At 63.7% G+C, this 16,564-nt stretch carries 16 protein-coding genes; 6 read left to right on the forward strand and 10 right to left on the reverse strand.

Annotated elements, in window-relative coordinates:
• Positions 1 to 87: 87 nt before the first annotated feature.
• The 5 genes from ABID26_RS02305 to ABID26_RS02325 all read right to left on the reverse strand — a co-directional run bounded on the left by ABID26_RS02305 (position 88) and on the right by ABID26_RS02325 (position 4,454).
• Positions 88 to 360 carry a DUF3303 domain-containing protein gene (locus ABID26_RS02305; RefSeq protein ID WP_292301525.1) on the reverse strand — a complete coding sequence of 91 codons (273 nt, stop codon included), beginning with the start codon at positions 358 to 360 and terminating at the stop codon, positions 88 to 90.
• Positions 361 to 377: 17 nt separating this feature from the next.
• Positions 378 to 1,841 carry a RimK family protein gene (locus ABID26_RS02310; RefSeq protein WP_059189113.1) on the reverse strand — a complete coding sequence of 488 codons (1,464 nt, stop codon included), beginning with the start codon at positions 1,839 to 1,841 and terminating at the stop codon, positions 378 to 380.
• A gap of 4 nt (positions 1,842 to 1,845) precedes the next feature.
• Positions 1,846 to 2,943, reverse strand: coding sequence for a peptidase C39 family protein (locus tag ABID26_RS02315; RefSeq protein WP_292301528.1), 1,098 nt, complete (start codon positions 2,941 to 2,943; stop codon positions 1,846 to 1,848).
• A 204-nt stretch (positions 2,944 to 3,147) separates the two neighbouring features.
• Positions 3,148 to 3,939: an anti-sigma factor family protein gene (locus ABID26_RS02320; RefSeq protein WP_292301530.1), complete on the reverse strand. Its 792-nt coding sequence runs from the start codon at positions 3,937 to 3,939 to the stop codon at positions 3,148 to 3,150.
• Positions 3,936 to 4,454 (reverse strand): RNA polymerase sigma factor, encoded by a 519-nt coding sequence (locus ABID26_RS02325; RefSeq protein ID WP_126101202.1) that lies wholly within the window; start codon positions 4,452 to 4,454, stop codon positions 3,936 to 3,938. The genes ABID26_RS02320 and ABID26_RS02325 overlap by 4 nt, the downstream gene beginning before the upstream one ends.
• Before the next feature lie 207 nt (positions 4,455 to 4,661).
• Here ABID26_RS02325 and ABID26_RS02330 point away from each other — a divergent pair, with 207 nt between their 5' ends.
• Entirely contained in the window at positions 4,662 to 4,913 is a 252-nt protein-coding gene (locus tag ABID26_RS02330; protein ID WP_126101203.1) for a type II toxin-antitoxin system Phd/YefM family antitoxin, read from the forward strand.
• A gap of 254 nt (positions 4,914 to 5,167) precedes the next feature.
• Positions 5,168 to 5,299, forward strand: coding sequence for a hypothetical protein (locus tag ABID26_RS02335; protein ID WP_281058883.1), 132 nt, complete (start codon positions 5,168 to 5,170; stop codon positions 5,297 to 5,299).
• A 6-nt stretch (positions 5,300 to 5,305) separates the two neighbouring features.
• Here ABID26_RS02335 and ABID26_RS02340 read toward each other — a convergent pair whose 3' ends face one another.
• Together ABID26_RS02340 and ABID26_RS02345 are read right to left on the reverse strand one after the other, a co-directional pair.
• Complete coding sequence (locus ABID26_RS02340; protein WP_292371564.1) at positions 5,306 to 8,056, reverse strand: DUF2339 domain-containing protein; 2,751 nt, start codon at positions 8,054 to 8,056, stop codon at positions 5,306 to 5,308.
• Positions 8,041 to 8,247 carry a hypothetical protein gene (locus ABID26_RS02345; RefSeq protein ID WP_126101206.1) on the reverse strand — a complete coding sequence of 69 codons (207 nt, stop codon included), beginning with the start codon at positions 8,245 to 8,247 and terminating at the stop codon, positions 8,041 to 8,043. The genes ABID26_RS02340 and ABID26_RS02345 overlap by 16 nt, the downstream gene beginning before the upstream one ends.
• A gap of 38 nt (positions 8,248 to 8,285) precedes the next feature.
• Between ABID26_RS02345 and ABID26_RS02350 the strand changes: the two genes are divergently transcribed.
• The gene (locus ABID26_RS02350; protein WP_292301633.1) at positions 8,286 to 8,750 is read left to right on the forward strand and encodes an NUDIX domain-containing protein; all 465 of its coding nucleotides are present in this window, start codon (positions 8,286 to 8,288) and stop codon (positions 8,748 to 8,750) included.
• A 9-nt stretch (positions 8,751 to 8,759) separates the two neighbouring features.
• Here ABID26_RS02350 and recO read toward each other — a convergent pair whose 3' ends face one another.
• The gene (recO, locus tag ABID26_RS02355; protein WP_292301634.1) at positions 8,760 to 9,512 is read right to left on the reverse strand and encodes a DNA repair protein RecO; all 753 of its coding nucleotides are present in this window, start codon (positions 9,510 to 9,512) and stop codon (positions 8,760 to 8,762) included.
• A 262-nt stretch (positions 9,513 to 9,774) separates the two neighbouring features.
• Here recO and ABID26_RS02360 point away from each other — a divergent pair, with 262 nt between their 5' ends.
• Both ABID26_RS02360 and ABID26_RS02365 read left to right on the forward strand, forming a co-directional pair.
• Complete coding sequence (locus tag ABID26_RS02360) at positions 9,775 to 10,578, forward strand: CPBP family intramembrane glutamic endopeptidase (RefSeq protein WP_354413645.1); 804 nt, start codon at positions 9,775 to 9,777, stop codon at positions 10,576 to 10,578.
• A gap of 72 nt (positions 10,579 to 10,650) precedes the next feature.
• Entirely contained in the window at positions 10,651 to 13,296 is a 2,646-nt protein-coding gene (locus ABID26_RS02365; RefSeq protein ID WP_354413648.1) for a mechanosensitive ion channel domain-containing protein, read from the forward strand.
• A gap of 151 nt (positions 13,297 to 13,447) precedes the next feature.
• Here ABID26_RS02365 and ABID26_RS02370 read toward each other — a convergent pair whose 3' ends face one another.
• Positions 13,448 to 14,341 (reverse strand): aminoglycoside phosphotransferase family protein, encoded by an 894-nt coding sequence (locus ABID26_RS02370; protein WP_292301637.1) that lies wholly within the window; start codon positions 14,339 to 14,341, stop codon positions 13,448 to 13,450.
• Between the two features lie 36 nt (positions 14,342 to 14,377).
• Positions 14,378 to 16,054, reverse strand: coding sequence for a winged helix-turn-helix domain-containing protein (locus ABID26_RS02375; protein WP_354413650.1), 1,677 nt, complete (start codon positions 16,052 to 16,054; stop codon positions 14,378 to 14,380).
• Between the two features lie 86 nt (positions 16,055 to 16,140).
• Between ABID26_RS02375 and ABID26_RS02380 the strand changes: the two genes are divergently transcribed.
• On the forward strand, positions 16,141 to 16,494 hold the full coding sequence (locus ABID26_RS02380) for a hypothetical protein (RefSeq protein WP_292301642.1): 354 nt from the start codon (positions 16,141 to 16,143) through the stop codon (positions 16,492 to 16,494).
• Positions 16,495 to 16,564 lie beyond the last annotated feature (70 nt).

Below are 16,564 nucleotides of genomic sequence, written 5' to 3' on the forward strand. Positions count from 1 at the left end.
TTTGCGGTCATAAACATTGATGGAATTACGGTGACAGTGCAATAATTTCCGACTTACCCGCTGCGCCGCGCACTGCCACCGAATTTTTCAAAGCTGCCCGGCCAACGCCGCGACCATGTCCTTGCTGGTCGCAACCGGAACGATCTCGAACTCCACCAGATCCGCCCATTCGACGACCCAGCGCTGCAAGAGCGTAACGTCATCGGCCTCCACCAGCAGGAAGCAGCGGCTCATATCGCCGGCGATCCAGCTATGGTGCACGACAAGCTCGTCGGGCTTCAGCCGGCCCCGGTCGCGGAAGCGGCGGTAGATCTCCTTGCGGTCGCAACCTCTAAAATCCTCGATCACGAAGAACAGCATCTTTGCCCCCAAAATGATTATCGTCCCGGCCGCTCCAGGCGTTCCAGGAACCATTGCGTCAGCCGCACCCAGAGCTCGTCCTTCTCGCCGGAATCCTCCCAGCCATGGTCGAGATTGGGGTTGTCGTTGACCTCGATGACGAAGACGCCGTCCTTGGTCTCCTTGAGGTCGACGCCGTAGAGCCCGTCGCCGATGCAGCTTGCCGCCTTGACCGCCGTCTCGACGACATGCGGCGGCGTCGCCTTCAGCGTGAAGGTCTTGATGCCGCCCTGGTCGGGCTTGCCGTTGGCCTTGTGGTTGACGATCTGCCAGTGCTTCTTCGCCATCAGGTAATGCACGGCAAACAACGGCTGGCCGCCGAGTACGCCGACGCGCCAGTCATATTCGGTCGGGATGAATTTCTGCGCGATGAGGAGATCGGAATCCTCCAGCCACTCGGTCGCGAGCTTGGTGAGCTCTGCCAAATTCTCGCATTTCTTGACGCCGCGCGAGAAGGACGAATCCGGGATCTTCAGCACCAGCGGGAAGCCCAGCGTCTGCGCGGCAAGCTCAAAATCAGAGGTGCCGGCAATCATCACCGTCGGCGGCACCGGCACCTTGTTGTAGGTCATCAACTCGTTGAGATAGACCTTGTTGGTGCAGCGGATCATCGACAGCGGGTCGTCGATCACCGGCATGCCTTCCTGCTGGGCGCGGCGGGCGAAACGGTAGGTGTGGTTGGAGATGGAGGTGGTCTCGCGGATGAACAGCGCGTCGTAATTGGCAAGCTTGGCGAGGTCCTTCCTGGTGATCGGCTCGACCTCGACGCCCATCTTCTCGGCGATCCTCGCCCAGTAGCGCAGCGAGGAAATCTCCGACGGCGGCAGTTCCTCATGCGGATCGACCAGCGTCGCGAAAGTGTAGCGCGCAGGCGTGCGGCCCTTGGTGTCGCGCCATTCGCGGTTGGTGTAGGTCTCCAGGCACTGCAGGAAGGAGGCTTCCTCTTCGTCGGTCATGCGGGCGAGCGGCAGGAAGCCGATCTTGCGGATCGAGGCCCATTCGGCGCTGTCCTTGATGTGGACCTCGAGCGCCGGCGCGCGGAACCAGTCGAACAGCAGCTTGGTGAAGCGGTCCCACACTTTCGACGGCCCGATGCCGAAGAAGACCGCGACCTTCGACGGGAAGGTGCCGCCGAGATCCTTGCGGCATTTGTTGAGCGCCAGCTCGAGCTCCGGCAACGCGTGCTCGTAGAGCTTGCGCTCCGACAGGTCGATCATGGTCTCGACGGTCGGGATCACTTTGTGGCCGCGGGAGCCTGCGAGCAGCGAGGCGTAGTAGCCGCGACTCTGATAGCCGTAATTGTTCGACAGGTTGATCACCTTCGGCCGCTGGCCGCGAAACAACGCCGGATGCGCGAGATAGTCGCGATTGGTGATGATCTTGTGCGGCGTCGCCACCTGGTCGAGGTCGTTCTGCCTGCCTGTAAGGATGACCCAGGTCATTTTTTCAGCGTTTTCCCAGAGTGATGGCGGCGCGCAACCCGTCGCGGCCGAACTGCGCCATGTTCATGAAGATGCCGTAGGGCACTGGAATGTTGGCGGCGTCGAGGATCGTTTCCTGCCTTTCGTCCTCGACCCAAGGATCATGGATCAGGATATGGTCGCCGTCGTCGCCGATGGCGAGCACCCAATGCGGCACCTTCTTGCCGAACATCAGAAAGCCGCTGATCAGCACCAGGACCAATTTGCCCTCGGCAAGGGCCGACCGAACGTCGTCGATGCCGAACGAACGGTAATTCACCGGGATGCCGTAAAGTTCCGCACGGCGGCGGAAGTCGACCTGCGCGAGCTCCATCACCCGGCGCTTGTCCTCGCTGCGCACCGACTGAAGGAACAGCGCGCCGTGGAAGGACACGAAGATCTCGGCGGCAAGTCCGCTTTCATAGCCGGCGACCGCCAGGCCGAAAGGCTCGCAGCCGCCCGGCCCCGACATCATGAACACGGTAGTCGCCTCGCGCCACAGGCGGATTTCCATGACCGGATCGGGCACGAAGCCGCGGTCGAAATTGGCCATCGCCATCATCAGGCAGCAGGGGCCGCAGGTGAACTCGCAGGTCTGCTGGTAGAACGGCACCCGGGTAGCGGTCGGGACATCGCCGCGCAGCGTCTTTTCGTAGCGCAGCGCGGTGGCGCCGTCCTCGTAATAGTCGGGCTCGCGGCCTATTTTTCGGTAGCCCGCCTGCTCGTAGATGCCGATCGCGCGCTGATTGTCCTCGCGCACCTCGAGCCGAAGCATCATGCGGTCGTGCTCATACGCCGCCTCCTCGGCTGCAGCCAGCAGTTGGCGGCCGATGCCGAGGCTGCCGAAGAAGGGACCGACGGCGATGGAATAGAGCCGGGCCACGCCGCTGCCCTTGCGAAACAGCACCACAGCGTAGCCGGCGACATGGCTGTCATTCTCGGCCACCAGCATCTCGGCGGTCTCGCGCTCGATGAACTGACGGAAGGAGCGGCGGGAAAGCCGGTCGCCCGAGAAGACAGCCTTCTCGATGGCGGCGAGGTCATCGACGTCTGACGCGCGGGCCTTGCGGATCTCGGCAGGCATGCGGGCTTGGGAGAACCTCGATTGGGTTTACGGAAAGGCCCCGGTCAAAAAGCAACACCAGCCGAAGCGCCGGTATTCATCAAGCCGCTATCGCTCCTTGATTTGGGCTGAATTGTGACACTTTCGGCGGCCGCAAGGAAGCACGAAGTGTTTGAACAAGATCGCTGTTTGGAAGGGCTGCCGGCTGCGGAAAACGCAGCCGGTTCAACTCGAAATACCGGCGAGAAGCTGGCCATAGGCGCTCTTGGCGACCTCCGACAGGCGCTCTCGCGGCAGCGAGCCAACGACGGCGCAGCCATAGCCTTTGTCGAGCCAATAAACTGCCTCGGGTCCGTCGGCCTCGGCCGCATAAGTGCCCTTGGCCGTCGCGGACGATTCGGCGGTGACGAAGAGCGAGATGCGCTCGCCCTTGGCGTCCTCGTAGAGCAGCATCGCGGCCTTGCCGTGCTCGCCCGAAGGCAGCAGCCGGCCGCCGACGAGCTCGAAACCCTCGGCCGCGAGGTCGGGCGCCACCAGCTTCAGCCCCAGCCGGTTGGAGAGCCAGGTCTGCAGATGGTCCTTGTCGCTCGCCGGCACCTCGACCGCATGTCGCTTCTCGGCGGCGTAGATGATATGGGCGGCGATAGCCTGCTCGGCGAGTTGGTCGTTCGCCCCGCCTTCCCGGCCGCCGCCGATGCCGGCCATGTAACCACCGAAGCCGCCGACCATCAGCACGGCGGCGGCCGCCGCCGAAAGCCACCAGCGCGAACGCCAGGCAGGCGCCCTCGCCGGCGCCTCGCCAAGCACCGCCTGCCTCAGCCTTGCTGGCACCGGCTCGTCCATGACGCCGGCCAAAGCGGCACGCAGTGCCGCGCGGTCGGCGATATAGCGGGCGCTCTTTGCCCGCATCTCGGGATTGGCTTCGAGCCAGGCGTCATAGGCCGTGCGCTCCTCGCTCGGCAATTCGCCATCGAGGGCCATGTGGATATCGCGTTCGGAGAAATCGCGCCGGGTCATCGCTCTACAATCCTTATCGAGCGGCGGCGCGAGGAGTCGTCGAGCAGACCGCGCAGTTCCTCACGGCCACGCGCGATGCGCGACATCAGCGTACCGGCCGGCACGCCCAGAATGTTGGCGGCCTCGGCGTAGGAAAAGCCTTCGATGGCGACCATGACCAATGCCGCGCGGCGATCGGGGCTGATCGCCTGCAGCGCATCCATGATCTCGCGCGAGGCGACGGATTCGACCTGATCGGCGGGCGCAGATTGGGCTTCGCCGGCTTCGAGGGGCAGCATCGCCGCCTCGCCGCGCCGGTTAACCTTGCGCATCTGGTCGATGAACAGATGATGCATGATCGTAAACAGCCACCTCCTGGGGCTTTCTCCGGTCTGCCAGTTGTCGAGCCGCACAAGCGCGCGCTCCAGGCAGTCCTGCACGAGGTCGTCGGCGGAATCGCGGTCGCGCAGCAGCGAGCGTGCGTAGCGGCGCAAGCGCGGTATTTCGCTCAGGATCGCTGCCTTCTTGTCGTCCATGACCGCTTGTTTCGAGGTCGTTTTCCATTCGATTGAACGCGCCTTTCCGGCGCGGCGCAAGCAGCCAGCGCGAAGCGGACCACCCGCTCCGGTACCCAAGCACCTTAACAACGCTGGCGAATGACGATTTATTCCCAACCCCAACGTGGCCTGATTGCCGAATTACGTAGAATAGGTATAATAGGTAAACTACGTATGAGGTGACAGATGAAGCAATTCACCTTTTCAGACATGAACCGCGCGTCAGGCGAAATTCTCGAAACGGCGATGATCGAGCCTGTCGTGCTCACAAAACGCGGCAAGGAGAAGCTGATCATCCTGTCGGCCACGCAATACCGGCAACTCGTTGGCTCTTCTCATGCCGTCGCTTACACGCTCGAGGATGCGCCGGACGAGGTCCACGATGAACTCATGTCAGGGTTGGAGTCCATCATAACCGGCGACAAGCCGGATGTTTAAGCCCGGCGATCTGCTTCGATATTGCTATTTATGGGCGGTCAGGCCGACGCCGGAGAAGAATCCGGCCGCAAAGCACGACCTGTCTGTATTGTTGTCAGAACGCCGACAACACCTGCCGCGCTCTTCCTGTTCCCGCTCACCTCGCAAAGCCCGATCAGTCCCGCGCGCATATCGCCATCAGTGAAATCGAGTGCCGCAGAGGCGGCCTCGATTTTCCGTCATGGCTGATCCTCGACGAATATGATCGCGTACGGATGGACGAAGCTTATGATCTCGTCACGACGAAGCCGATCGGTTCTTTCAGCCCGGCATTTGTCGGCAAGATTGCAGGCCTCATCAAAGAGGCTGCCGAACAACGCCGCCTGCGCGGCGTGGTCCGAAAATAGCAGGCGTCACCTCTCTCTCGCCGCCCTTGTGAGGAGCCGCTGATAAAACAGCCCGATGCCGATCAGCACCGCGCCGAGGCCGATGAACGACAAGGCGCGCAGCACGCCTTCCAGCTCCGACATGTCGAAGAGGAAGACCTTCAGCACCGCGACCGCGATCAGCACGGCAGACGCGATGCGCAGCACCTGCGACCTCAGCCAGACGCCGGCGGTAAGCAGCGCGACGCCAATGACCAGCCAGAGCGCCGAATAGGTGTAGGTCTCGAGCTGGCCGAGGCCGCTCCACAAGCCTATGAACTCGCCCTTGAACAGGCGGCGGACCGAGAGCGTCGCATAGGCGAAGGTAAGCAGCGCGGCGACCAGCGCCAGCATCGCCGCATACCATCTCGGGCGCTTGTCGCGGACATAAAGCGCCAGCGCGCCGGCGGCGATGGCCGGCAGCAGATAGGCGAGGAACAACAGGTTGAAGAACGGAATGGTGCCAGTCGATTCGTCCGTCGCCAGCGGGTTCAGCACCACGAAATGCTGGATAACGATCAAGCCCGCAGAGATCACGCCTGCCGCCATCGAGCCATAGCGCAGCACCGAGCTCGGCGAGCGCATGTCGATGGCGACGAGGATCGCGCCGGCGCCGAGCGCGATCAGCGTGTAGATCGCCTGCTCGGCAAGGGTCACGGGGCCGGTGTCGATGACGCCGCCATGCATGGCGTGGCGCACCAGCATCGCGATGGTGAGCAGCGCGAACAGGGCCGACGCCGCTTCCATGGCGAGCCGCGGCCGGCCGTCGGTGGTGCGCGCCAGTTGCCAGGCGGTGAAGCCGAAGGCGAACGCGGGCACGCCATAACCCAGGAGCAGCCAGTTGAAGACCGGCGTTTTCGGCAGCGCCGCCGCGCCGACGATGGTCGGGTCGAAGGCGACGCGGCCGAGCACGGCAACCGCAGCACCCACCGCGATCCAGCCCAGCACCGGATAGGAGCGCCAGCGCGTCGCCAGCGCCGGCACGATTGCGGCGGCGCCGAGCAGAACGGTGGTCCAGCCGGAGCCGAAAGCCATATGCATGATCAACAGGCCGGCGACGCCGGCGCCTCCTAGCGCGAAGGAGACAGCCGGGCCGCCGGCGAGCTGCGGCTCCTCGCTGCGTGCGATCCATTCGCCGCCGCCGGCAAAGACCAGCACCATAAGCAGCGCCGGCAGCGCGTAGCCGAGGTCGCGGTCGATACCGCCGAAGGTGAGCCACAGCGCCGTCAGCACGACCAGCGGCGCAATCACGCCCCATGCCGCCCAGGACGCGGCGCGAACGGGTGCCGCGGCGGCGAAGCGGCGCGCGGCCCAGAAGCCGGCTCCTATGAAGACAAGGACGAGCGCGATGCCGACGCGGAAGGTCAGCGCGTCGGATGCCGCGAATGGCTCAGCGCCCAGGCCGACATCCAGCGCGTCGACACCGATGGTGGCGGGCGGGACGATGCCGAGATAGATCAGCACCGTCGCCAGGCCTGCGGCGAAGACGAGTGGCAGACCGCGCGGCCGGTAGAGCGCCACCGCTACAAGCGCCGCGAGCAGCACCGCGCCATGCAAGGCATCGCCCGCCTTGGCAAAGGCCGGATCGACCGACAGCCCGAGCGCGGTCAGCGCAACGAAAAAGCCGGGCGCGATCGACGGCCAGTCGAAGCCGGGCTCCGCTTCGTCGCGGCCAGTAACCAAGAAAAGGCCAAGCCAGACGAAAGCGAGCACGGCGAGCGTGGCCAGGCTGATGAACAGCACCGAGGCGAGGTTCACCTCGGGCGCATCGGTCATATAGAGGATGGTCCAGATGCCGGTGCCGGCGAAGGCCGCCGCGACAAGCGCCTTCCAGTCGCGGATGCGGGCGATAGCCGCCGTGGCGGCAAGCACGATCGCCAGATAGACGAACAAGGCCCAAGGATTGGGGGCCTGCGAGGCGACGAGTGCGGGCGTGACCATGGCGCCGAGAAGGCCGATGCCGGCCAGCGCCAGGCCGTGGACCAGCGCGGCGGCGATGGTGGCGATGCCGATGGCGCCGAGCAGCGTGAAGGCCGGCGCCGGGCCGATGAAGCCGTATATGCCGTGCGCGGCATAGACGGTGCCGAACAGGATGAAGGCGCCGGCCGCCGTCAGGATCGACGGGATATAAGCGCCGGCAGCACCTTGCACCGGCACCCTGAAGCCGGTGCGGCGGACGAACTCGGCGCCGGCGATCAGCACCAGGCCGAGAATGCCGGCCATGGTGAGGCGCACGCCAGGGCCGAAAATGCCGGCCTCGATGGTGTAGCGGATCAGGAAGAGGCCACCCAGCGCCAGCGCGATGCCACCGACCCAGACCGCCCAACGCGTGCCGAGCGCCGTCTCGACATCGGTCTGGCGCGCTGCCACCGGCGCCGCAGCCTGGGCCGGCGCGGCAGGTTGCGCCGCCTCGGCCGGCCCCGTGGGTTCAGCCGAAGTGCCCTCGCCCGCTTCGGCCGGCATGTCGACCTTGGGAGCGTCGGGCGTCGTGGCGGCGGTTTCGGCCGGGACAGCCTCACTTGCCGGCGGCGCGGCAGCTTCGGCCACCGCGGCGGGCGCTTCGGCCGCCGCGCCTTCGGTCGCTGCGCCAGCCTTGGGCGCGGGCTGCGGGACACTCGAAAGCACCAGGCTGCGCAGCGCGCCAAGCTCGCGCTCGATCAGGGCAATGCGGGTTTGCTGGCGTGAAATGATGACGAATAAAGCGATAACCGCGGCAATGGCAATCAGGCTGAAAAACATGGCGGTTTCCCCTCAAAACCGTACCAATCGTGGCCGACAAATGCGGCGATGAGACGGCTATTGAAATCAGCGCCTTGCCGGCCTCGCAAGATCGAGCATGTTTCGGTGCCGATTGCCAGCAACTTGCAGGCTTTATCCGCCGACGCAGCCGAAATTGGGAGATCGTCCGTCGGCAGCCGCAAAATACCCATGCTATTCTCGAATGCTCGCGGGAATCGAGGATAATCCTATGCCGCAACGAAGCGCTGGCCTGCTGATCCACAGGCGAACCGCCGGTGTGTTCGAATTTCTGCTCGTCCATCCCGGCGGACCGTTCTGGGTGAGGAAGGATGAGGCGGCATGGTCGATCCCGAAGGGGCTCATCGACGACAACGAGGATGAACTCCAAGCTGCCCGGCGCGAGGCCGAGGAAGAGCTCGGCGTCGCCATCGACGGCGACTTCCAGCCTGTCGGCAGCTACAAGCAGCCGGGCGGCAAGATCGTGATCGCCTGGAGCGTCGAAGCGGACATCGATGCGGATGCCGTCAAGAGCAACATGTTCATCATGGAATGGCCGCCAAAATCGGGCACCATGAAGGAGTTCCCCGAAGTCGACAAAGCCGGCTGGTTCTCACTTCCCGAAGCCGGGCGCAAGATCCTGAAAGGCCAGCGTCCCATCCTCGACGATTTTCTGGAGCGGCGGGGAACCGGATAGGCGCTCGACCTACTGCCCGGCGATCGCCTTCACCGCCGCCTGATGCCGGCGCAGCGCAGCGAGGAACCCGGCGCGGGCGTCGGGCGGCTCGAGGCCGCGCGGCTCGTAGACATGGCGGGTGAAGAAGAAGCCGGTCAGCCGGAAGGCGTCCTCGAGAGCCGTCGCGTCGGCGCGCAGGCCGGAACCGCGCTGCAGGAAGGCGGGCAGAGCCAGCATCTTGTCGCGCCAGGGCTCGCCGGCAGCGCGCGAGACGGCGCGCCCGGATTTCGGCGAGACATAGGCGAGGTCCTGCCTCGAACCGGTCGCGGCGCATTGGCTGAGATCCAGGCCAAAGCCGAGCTCGTCCAGAATGAGCAGCTCGAAACGCGCCACCAGCTCGCCCGCGGCATCGGCATCGTCGAGATGAGAGATCATCACCGCCAGCGCCTCGTAGAGCCCACCATGGGCGTCGCGCTCGGGCAGAAGCCGGAGATGCGCAGCCATGGTCTGGAGGCCGTAGACGGCGACCGCGCTGTCCATCAGCCGGGCGGCGTTCATCTCGATCGCCTCGGCCTGGAAGATGCCCAAATGCTCGTCGAGCCGCGCCCGCCACAGAAGATCGACGCGGTTGCCGGGCTGCAGCACCGGCTGCTGCTTGCGCGAGCGGCCGCCGCGCACGAGACCCAGATGGCGGCCATGCGTGCGCGTCATCACCTCGAGGATGGCGCTGGTTTCGCCATGCTTGCGGGTGCCGAGAATGATTCCCTCGTCGCGCCATTCCATGGGTCGAGCTTTTCACCTGTTGCGCGGCGAAATCAAGATTTCGGCTGAATCAAGCATGAAGAATGCTGCCAATTGCAAATATCGGAAATCTTTCAGAAAGCCGTCGGGATTTTCGAGCGCGCTGCCTCCAATAAGAACGCGTTGGCCGATGCGGTCGACGCACCGCCCGCCGGAACGGTTCGGCGGATCGTGCCCAGATGCATGTCGACCGATCGGGCAGCCGTCGACCTCTCATGATCACTGCCCGTTGAGAGGACTTGAGATGACTTCCTTCCTGAGCCTGGTGCGAAGGCATCAGCTTATTGGATTTTTTTCACTGGCGCTCGGCCTGACATGGCTGGCGTTCGTCCCCTTCTATTTGTCGCATGGCGATAGTATTCCCTGGTTCACCTTCGGGCCGATGGTCTCCGGCTTCATCGTCTCGGGACTTGCCGGAGGCTGGGGCACGATCAAGGCCGTGCTCGCCTCGATGGTGAAATGGCGTGTCCGCCCGGTTTGGTATCTGGTGGCGTTCGGCCTGCCGTTCGGCGCGCAGCTTGCCTCGATCCTGATCAATCCGCTGTTCGGCGCCGCGGTACCGGCCTGGGGCAACATCCCCGCCTTATCCGAGATGCTGCCGATCATCGCGCTCTATGCTGTCTTCAGCGGTCCGTTAGGCGAGGAACCCGGGTGGCGCGGCTTTGCGACGCCGCGCCTTCTTTCCAGCCATTCGGCGTTCGCCGGTAGCCTGATCCTCGGCGTGATCTGGGCGATCTGGCACTTACCGCTCGGCTTGGTCGGCGATCTCAGCCTCTACGGCACGATCAACGTCGTGCTGGCTGCAATCGTCTTCACCTGGCTTTACCAGAATACCGGCAGCGTGCTGGTCGCCATCCTGATGCATGTCACACATCAGAACAGCGTGCGCTTTCTCGGCAAGGTGTTTGTCGGGGGTGACTACATCCAGCAGCAATGGATCGGCGTTGCGATCTGGGCGGCCATCGCGGTCGCGATCGTTGCTTACTACGGCACGGAGAGTTTTGTCCGTCGGCGCACGGGACAGTTCGTCGAGGTCCACGCGTCATAAGTCGCTAAACGAATGCGGCGCCGAAACAGGGCGCCGCAATCGCTGCGAAATCAAGAGCGGACGGTGTCCAGGATGGCCTTCGTGCTGGCCCCGCGGGACAGCCGATTTTCTCTCGTCGGGGCTCGGCCCGTGAGGAAACCAAAACGGTGGCCGTTATCTTTGGCCGACCCGGCAACGATCGGCGGCAAAGTTCGTTATGGCACCCGGAGCGCGTCGCCAAGGAGGGACGAAAAGCTTGCCGCACTCGACGAAGGTACCAACTTCCACCCCAGCGGGTTCGCCCTAGATGAACTGCACCAATGCGAAGACGCGGCTGCCTGCGATTTTGCAAGAATGTCCGAGCCGGCGCCGGCACCGCGCACCCCGATCGATAGTTTTCCGCCTGGGCCAGCAATGCGAACTCTAATTTCTCTATTGTTGTTTCTACTGCTCTGCGGGGCACCAAGCTTCGCTCAACAACCGGCCGCACAAGCGGGTCCCAAGCCCGGCGAGCCGAACGCGGACGTCGAAGCGCTCATCACCATCCTGGAGAACGACCAGGCGCGGCACCGCCTGATCGACAAGCTGCGCGCCGCGGCCGCGGAAGGCAACCAGCCGGCGGCCGAGGCAGCGCCTGAAACGACGATCGCACAGGAAGTCGCCGCGTATACGAGGGACGCAGCAGAGAGCGCTTCCGGCCTGATCAAGACGACCGCCGCTCTCGTCGAGAGAATTGCCGGCGTCTTTTCAGGAGGCGTCTCGATCGATGTGCAGAGCCTTTGGAACGCTGTGCGCAACAGCGCCCTTGTCGTGGTCCTCACCTTCGCCGTCTACCTCGCGTTGCGGTTCGCCTTTGGACGGTTCCAGCGCACATTCGCCAATGCGGCGACACGCGGAGGCAGGTTCGAGCGGTTCGGCTTCATCGGGTTGTCCGCGTTGGCCGACGCGCTCACCGTGCTCGCGGCCTGGGCAATCGGTTCGGTGTCTTCGCTCTCCGCATTCGTTATCGACCAGGCGGGCCAGGCGGAGATGAACCGAGCGCTGTTCCTGAACGCCTTTCTGGTCATCGAGCTCATCAAGGTCCTTGCGCGCACGCTGCTTGCCCCGAGATGGCCCGCGCTGCGGATCTGGACATTGGGCGATACGACGGCGGCATACTGGTATTTCTGGCTGAGCCGCTTCGTCAGCGTGGTCGGCTATACGATGTTCTTCCTCGCGCCGATCGTTGCGGTCAACGTTTCGGAAGACGCCGCGCAAGTGGTCCGCGTGGTCGTGATGTTTGCCGCGCTGGTGCTCGCCCTGATTGTCATCCTGCAGAATCGCGATCAGGTACGGCGATGGCTGCTGCGCCGCAGCGAGACCCGCCGAACCGACATTCTGGGCAGATTCCTGGCCGGTCTCGCCAGGCTTTGGCACGTCGTGGCGATCGGATACCTGATCCTCGTCTTCGTTCTGTGGCTCGCGGCTCCCGCGATGGCCCTGCCGTTCGTCCTCGCGGCCACCGTCCAGTCGATCGTCGCGGTGGCCATAGGCGTGCTGCTGGCAGGCATCATCGCGCGGGTCGCCGGGGCGGGGATAAACCTGCCCGCCGAAGTCAGCGAACGGCTTCCGCTGCTCGAGCGGCGCCTCAATGCCTTCGTTCCCAATGTGCTCAGGGTGGTTCGCATCCTGGTCGCCGCGGTTGTGTTGCTGGTCATCGCCCAATTCTGGCGAGCGGCAGACGTTGTCGGATGGCTGTCGAGCGAAGTCGGCCAGCGCTTCGCCGTTTCAATCGTTTCCGCGATTCTGATAATGCTGGTCGGCGGCCTGATCTATCTCGCCGTCCAATCGTGGGTGGAATATCGCCTCAATCCGAATTACGGCCATGTCCCGTCCCCTCGGGAACGGACGCTTCTCGCCCTGTTCCGCAACGCCTTCGTGGTCGCGCTGGGCGTCCTCATCGTCATGCTGGTCCTGTCCGAGTTTGGCGTAAACATCGGCCCGCTGCTTGCCGGTGCCGGCGTCGTCGGCCTGGCGGTCGGCTTCGGAGCGCAAAAACTCGTACAGGACATCATCACCGGCGCCTTCATACAGTTCGAGAACGCGATGAATGAAGGCGATGTGGTAACCGCAGGCGGGGTCACCGGCACCGTCGAGCGACTGACAATCCGTTCCGTGTCGTTGCGTACTCTCGACGGCGCCTATCATCTCATCCCGTTCTCTTCCGTCGATGCCGTGACGAACTTCATGAAGAACTTCAGCTATCACGTCGCGTCGATCGGCGTGGATTACGGGGCGAGCATTCCCGAGGTGAAGCAGGCGATGCACGAGGCCTTCGACAAGCTGAAGGAGGCCGGGTTCGCGGGCGACATCATCGGCGACCTCGAGATGCATGGCGTGACCGAATTCGCCGACTCCGCCATTCTGGTCCGGGCCCGCATCAAGACCAAACCCGGAAAGCATTTTGCCCTGGGTCGCGCCTATAACGAGATCATCAAGGAGGTCTTCGAGGAACGCGGCATCGAGATACCTTTCCCTCATGTGACGTTCTACATGGGCGGCGAAGACAAGGCGGGCAAGTCACCGCCGCCGCGCATCAAGCGGCCCGGGCCGAAGCTGACGACGGAAAGGCCCAAGCGCAGCGCGGCGACAAACGCCGCGGTGACCAAGTCGCCCAAACGCCGTCGCAAGACCAGGGTTACCCGGGACGGTCCGCCCGACGAAGGGCACGATGCGCCCGACCAGACCGAGGTCTCCTAGCAGGGACCGCCAGGATTTGTTCAAGAGCGAGCGCCGCGATTTGGTATCGTGGATATGGCGCCGAACCGCTGTCGGGAAAACCGCTGACTCTCGTGATGCCGCTGGCGACCTTCGCTGCGATTTCAGGGCTAGAAGCCTGTTATAATCTGCGTCACGCCCAGCGTTCGTGATCGGCCAGTACTTCGTGGATCACGCGGCGAGATTTTTCCGCCTCGGCCTGGTTGGCGTCGTGTCCGGCAGTGGTGATCAGCGCCTTCCACAGCGTCCAGCCGCGACCGCGCGCCCAGGTCGCTTCATCGACGGCTATGCGGGTGCGGAACGCCTCGCGGCTTTCGCCCTCGAAGAAGGTCCAGGCGATCGCGAGATCGCAGGACGGGTCGCCGACGCCGGAGGTGCCGAAATCGATGACGGCGCTCAGGCGGCCGTCTTCTACCAGGAGATTGCCCCAGGCGACGTCGCCGTGGAACCAGACGGGCGAGCCGTGCCAGGTCGCGGCAAGAGCCGCTTCCCAGACGGCAGTGGCGGCCTGCGCATCGATCTCGCCTTCGAGCGCGGCGATCGCCCGCCTCGCCTCGCCGTCATAGACCGTCAGCGATCCGCCGCGATAAAAATTGTGCTGGCCCGGCGCCGGCCCGCCTGCCGGGTCGATCCGCTTCAACGCCACCAGGAAATCGGCGAGCGAGAGCGCGAAGGCGCTGGGATCGGCGATGCGCCCGCTCTTTGCCGTTTCGCCATCGATCCAACGGTAGACGGACCAGTGCCAGGGATAGCCCGCCGCCGGCTCGCCTATGGCCAGCGGCTCCGGGATCGACAGCGGCAGGAGCGGCGCCAGTCTTGGCAACCAGCGATGCTCCTTTTCCACCTGCAACGAATAGAAAGCAGCACTCGGCAGGCGCACCGCCATCTCGTCGCCGAGATGGAAGGTGCGGTTGTCCCAGCCGCCGAACGCGACGGGTTCCACAGGCAGATGCCGCCATTCGGGAAACTGCGCGTCGACGAGCCGACGCACCAGGTTGGCGTCGATATCTACTTTCGGGTTATGCATGTCGCGTCTCGAAACTGCCGGTGCCGCGCACAGCCGTCACTCCTCCGGCAAGCCCGCGATGCGCATGTGTTCGGCCCAGCGTTCGAACCGAACGGGGTTGCTGTATAGCTTCTCCCACTTCTTGCGCTGTTCGCGGATGGAATCGCCGGGAGAGTCTTTGAGGAAAATCGCGAGCGCTTCCTTTGCCTCCCGCACGTTTCCCAGGCAAGCTTGGATTCCCGCAAGCATTCGCTGTGCGCCACTCGGGATTCTGGACATTCTTTGCATCTCCGTCAGCGCGGCCCCGCAATTGTTCTTTTCCCAGAGCGCCCAGCCCATGTCCCAATGGTACCAGTCAGGGTAGAAAGGATCGATGCCCATAGCTTGCTTGATCCGATCGATCGCTTCGTCGATGCGGCCGATAAAGAGCAGCGGGGCCGCGCTGGCTTCGAGGATATCCGAATCGCCGGGATTCAGGGCGATGGCCTGATCGAACCGTATGAGGGCCTGCTCGATCTCGCCGGCCTCGTTATGGATGCGGGCGCGGACATAATACGCCTCGGCATCGTCCGGAGCGAGCAGGATGGCCTTGTCTGCGTATTCGGCAGCGAGCCTCAACGCCTCCTCAAAGCTATGTTCCTGCCGGTGAAACCCGAATACCGCGTCATTGCGATAGGAAAAGGCCAGCCCGATATAGCCGAATTGCGAGTTCGGATCCGCTTCGATCGCCTTGAGGTTCAACTGCCGAAACAACTCGTTCCCCGCGGCAGAGAAATCCTTGTCGAGTTCGACGAGCCCCATCAGGTGATAGTGGAGCGCGCTGACCCGGGCAGAGCTGCTCTCTGGCCAGGTGCGTTCGATCCTGTGCCCGACCCGGGCCGAAAGCGTGCGGATGATTTCCTCCTGAACGACGAAAAGGTCGCCAATTTCCCGGTCGTAGGCGTTGGCCCAGAGATGCGATCCGTCATCCGCGTTCAGCAACTGGGCGGTCACTTTCAGCCGGTCTCCGATCTTCTGCTGGCTCCCTTCGAGCAGGAAGTCGACGCCGAGTTCCTCTCCAATCCGCCTGGCGTCAGTCGGCTGATCGCGATACCTGAAGCTCGAGTTCCGGGCGATGACGGCATAGGTCTTGCTCCGCGCCAGCTCAGTAATGATTCCGTCGGCAACGGCATCGCTGAGATATCCCTTATCCGCGCCGGTGCTGAAGTCGTCGAAGGGAAAGACGGCGATCCTCGGCATGTCGCTCGAACGAGCCGGGGCGGCTCGCCATATTTCCGTACCGTAGTATGCGCCGATCGCGACAGCGACGAGAACGATTGCAGCAAGCAAGCCGCGTCGCAGGATTCGTGACTTGGTTCGTTCCGCGCCGGCAGTGGCGGCTGAACCTGCCGCATCCAACAGATCGGCGTTCAGCCGGTAGCCTCGCTTGGGCAAAGTTTCCACGATCTTATGCGCGTCGTCGCCCAAGGCGCGGCGAATATCGGCAATGCATTGGGTAAGGCTGTCCTCGGTCACGAAGGTATCGGGCCAGACCGCCCGCATCAGCGCATCCTTGGATACGATCTCGCCCGATCGCGCCGCGAGCACGGACAGAACTTCGGCAGACTGGCTGCGAAGTTCGACCGCCTTGCCTTCAACGGTCTGAAGTTCTCTTTTTTTCGCCAGGAAAACAAAACCGCCGAAGGTGATCATTTCGGCAGATTTCAGGTCAATTTCAGGAGCCTTTCGGGACATTTCACCCCTCCCGGCGCTTCCTAATATAGCCAATTCGGCCGTCGCTTCCAAGCGACCCCAGAACCACCGGATTGAAGGAGGATGATATGAAACGGACAGTGTTCATCGTCGCGCTCGCTCTTTTTTCGGCAGCGCAACCGGCGGCAAGTGCGGATTCCCGCATCGTCAAACTTTGCGGCCCTGACCATGTCAACGAGGCTGCCTCAACGGACGACGTGCGCCCCAACCCCGACGGCTACTATGTCGCCAGCCTAAGGGAGCAGGTCAGCACGGGCGACCCTAGGATTCTTCTGACCACTAGCGACGATTTCTATCTCTGCACCCGGCCGGCCGCGACCCCCGACATGGACTCGACGAAGGCCCTCTTGCTGATGAAGGAACGCGTCGTGAAGTACCTCTTCGTGCCGGTCATTCGGCGCGACACACATCGACCATCCTAATGCATGTCGCCCAAAACAGCGCAGCGGCTTGGGAGAACGACGTGCATCAAAACGATGACTTAAAGCGCGT

The organism is Mesorhizobium shonense (assembly GCF_040545255.1).
GTDB classification, from domain to species: Bacteria; Pseudomonadota; Alphaproteobacteria; order Rhizobiales; family Rhizobiaceae; genus Mesorhizobium; species Mesorhizobium shonense.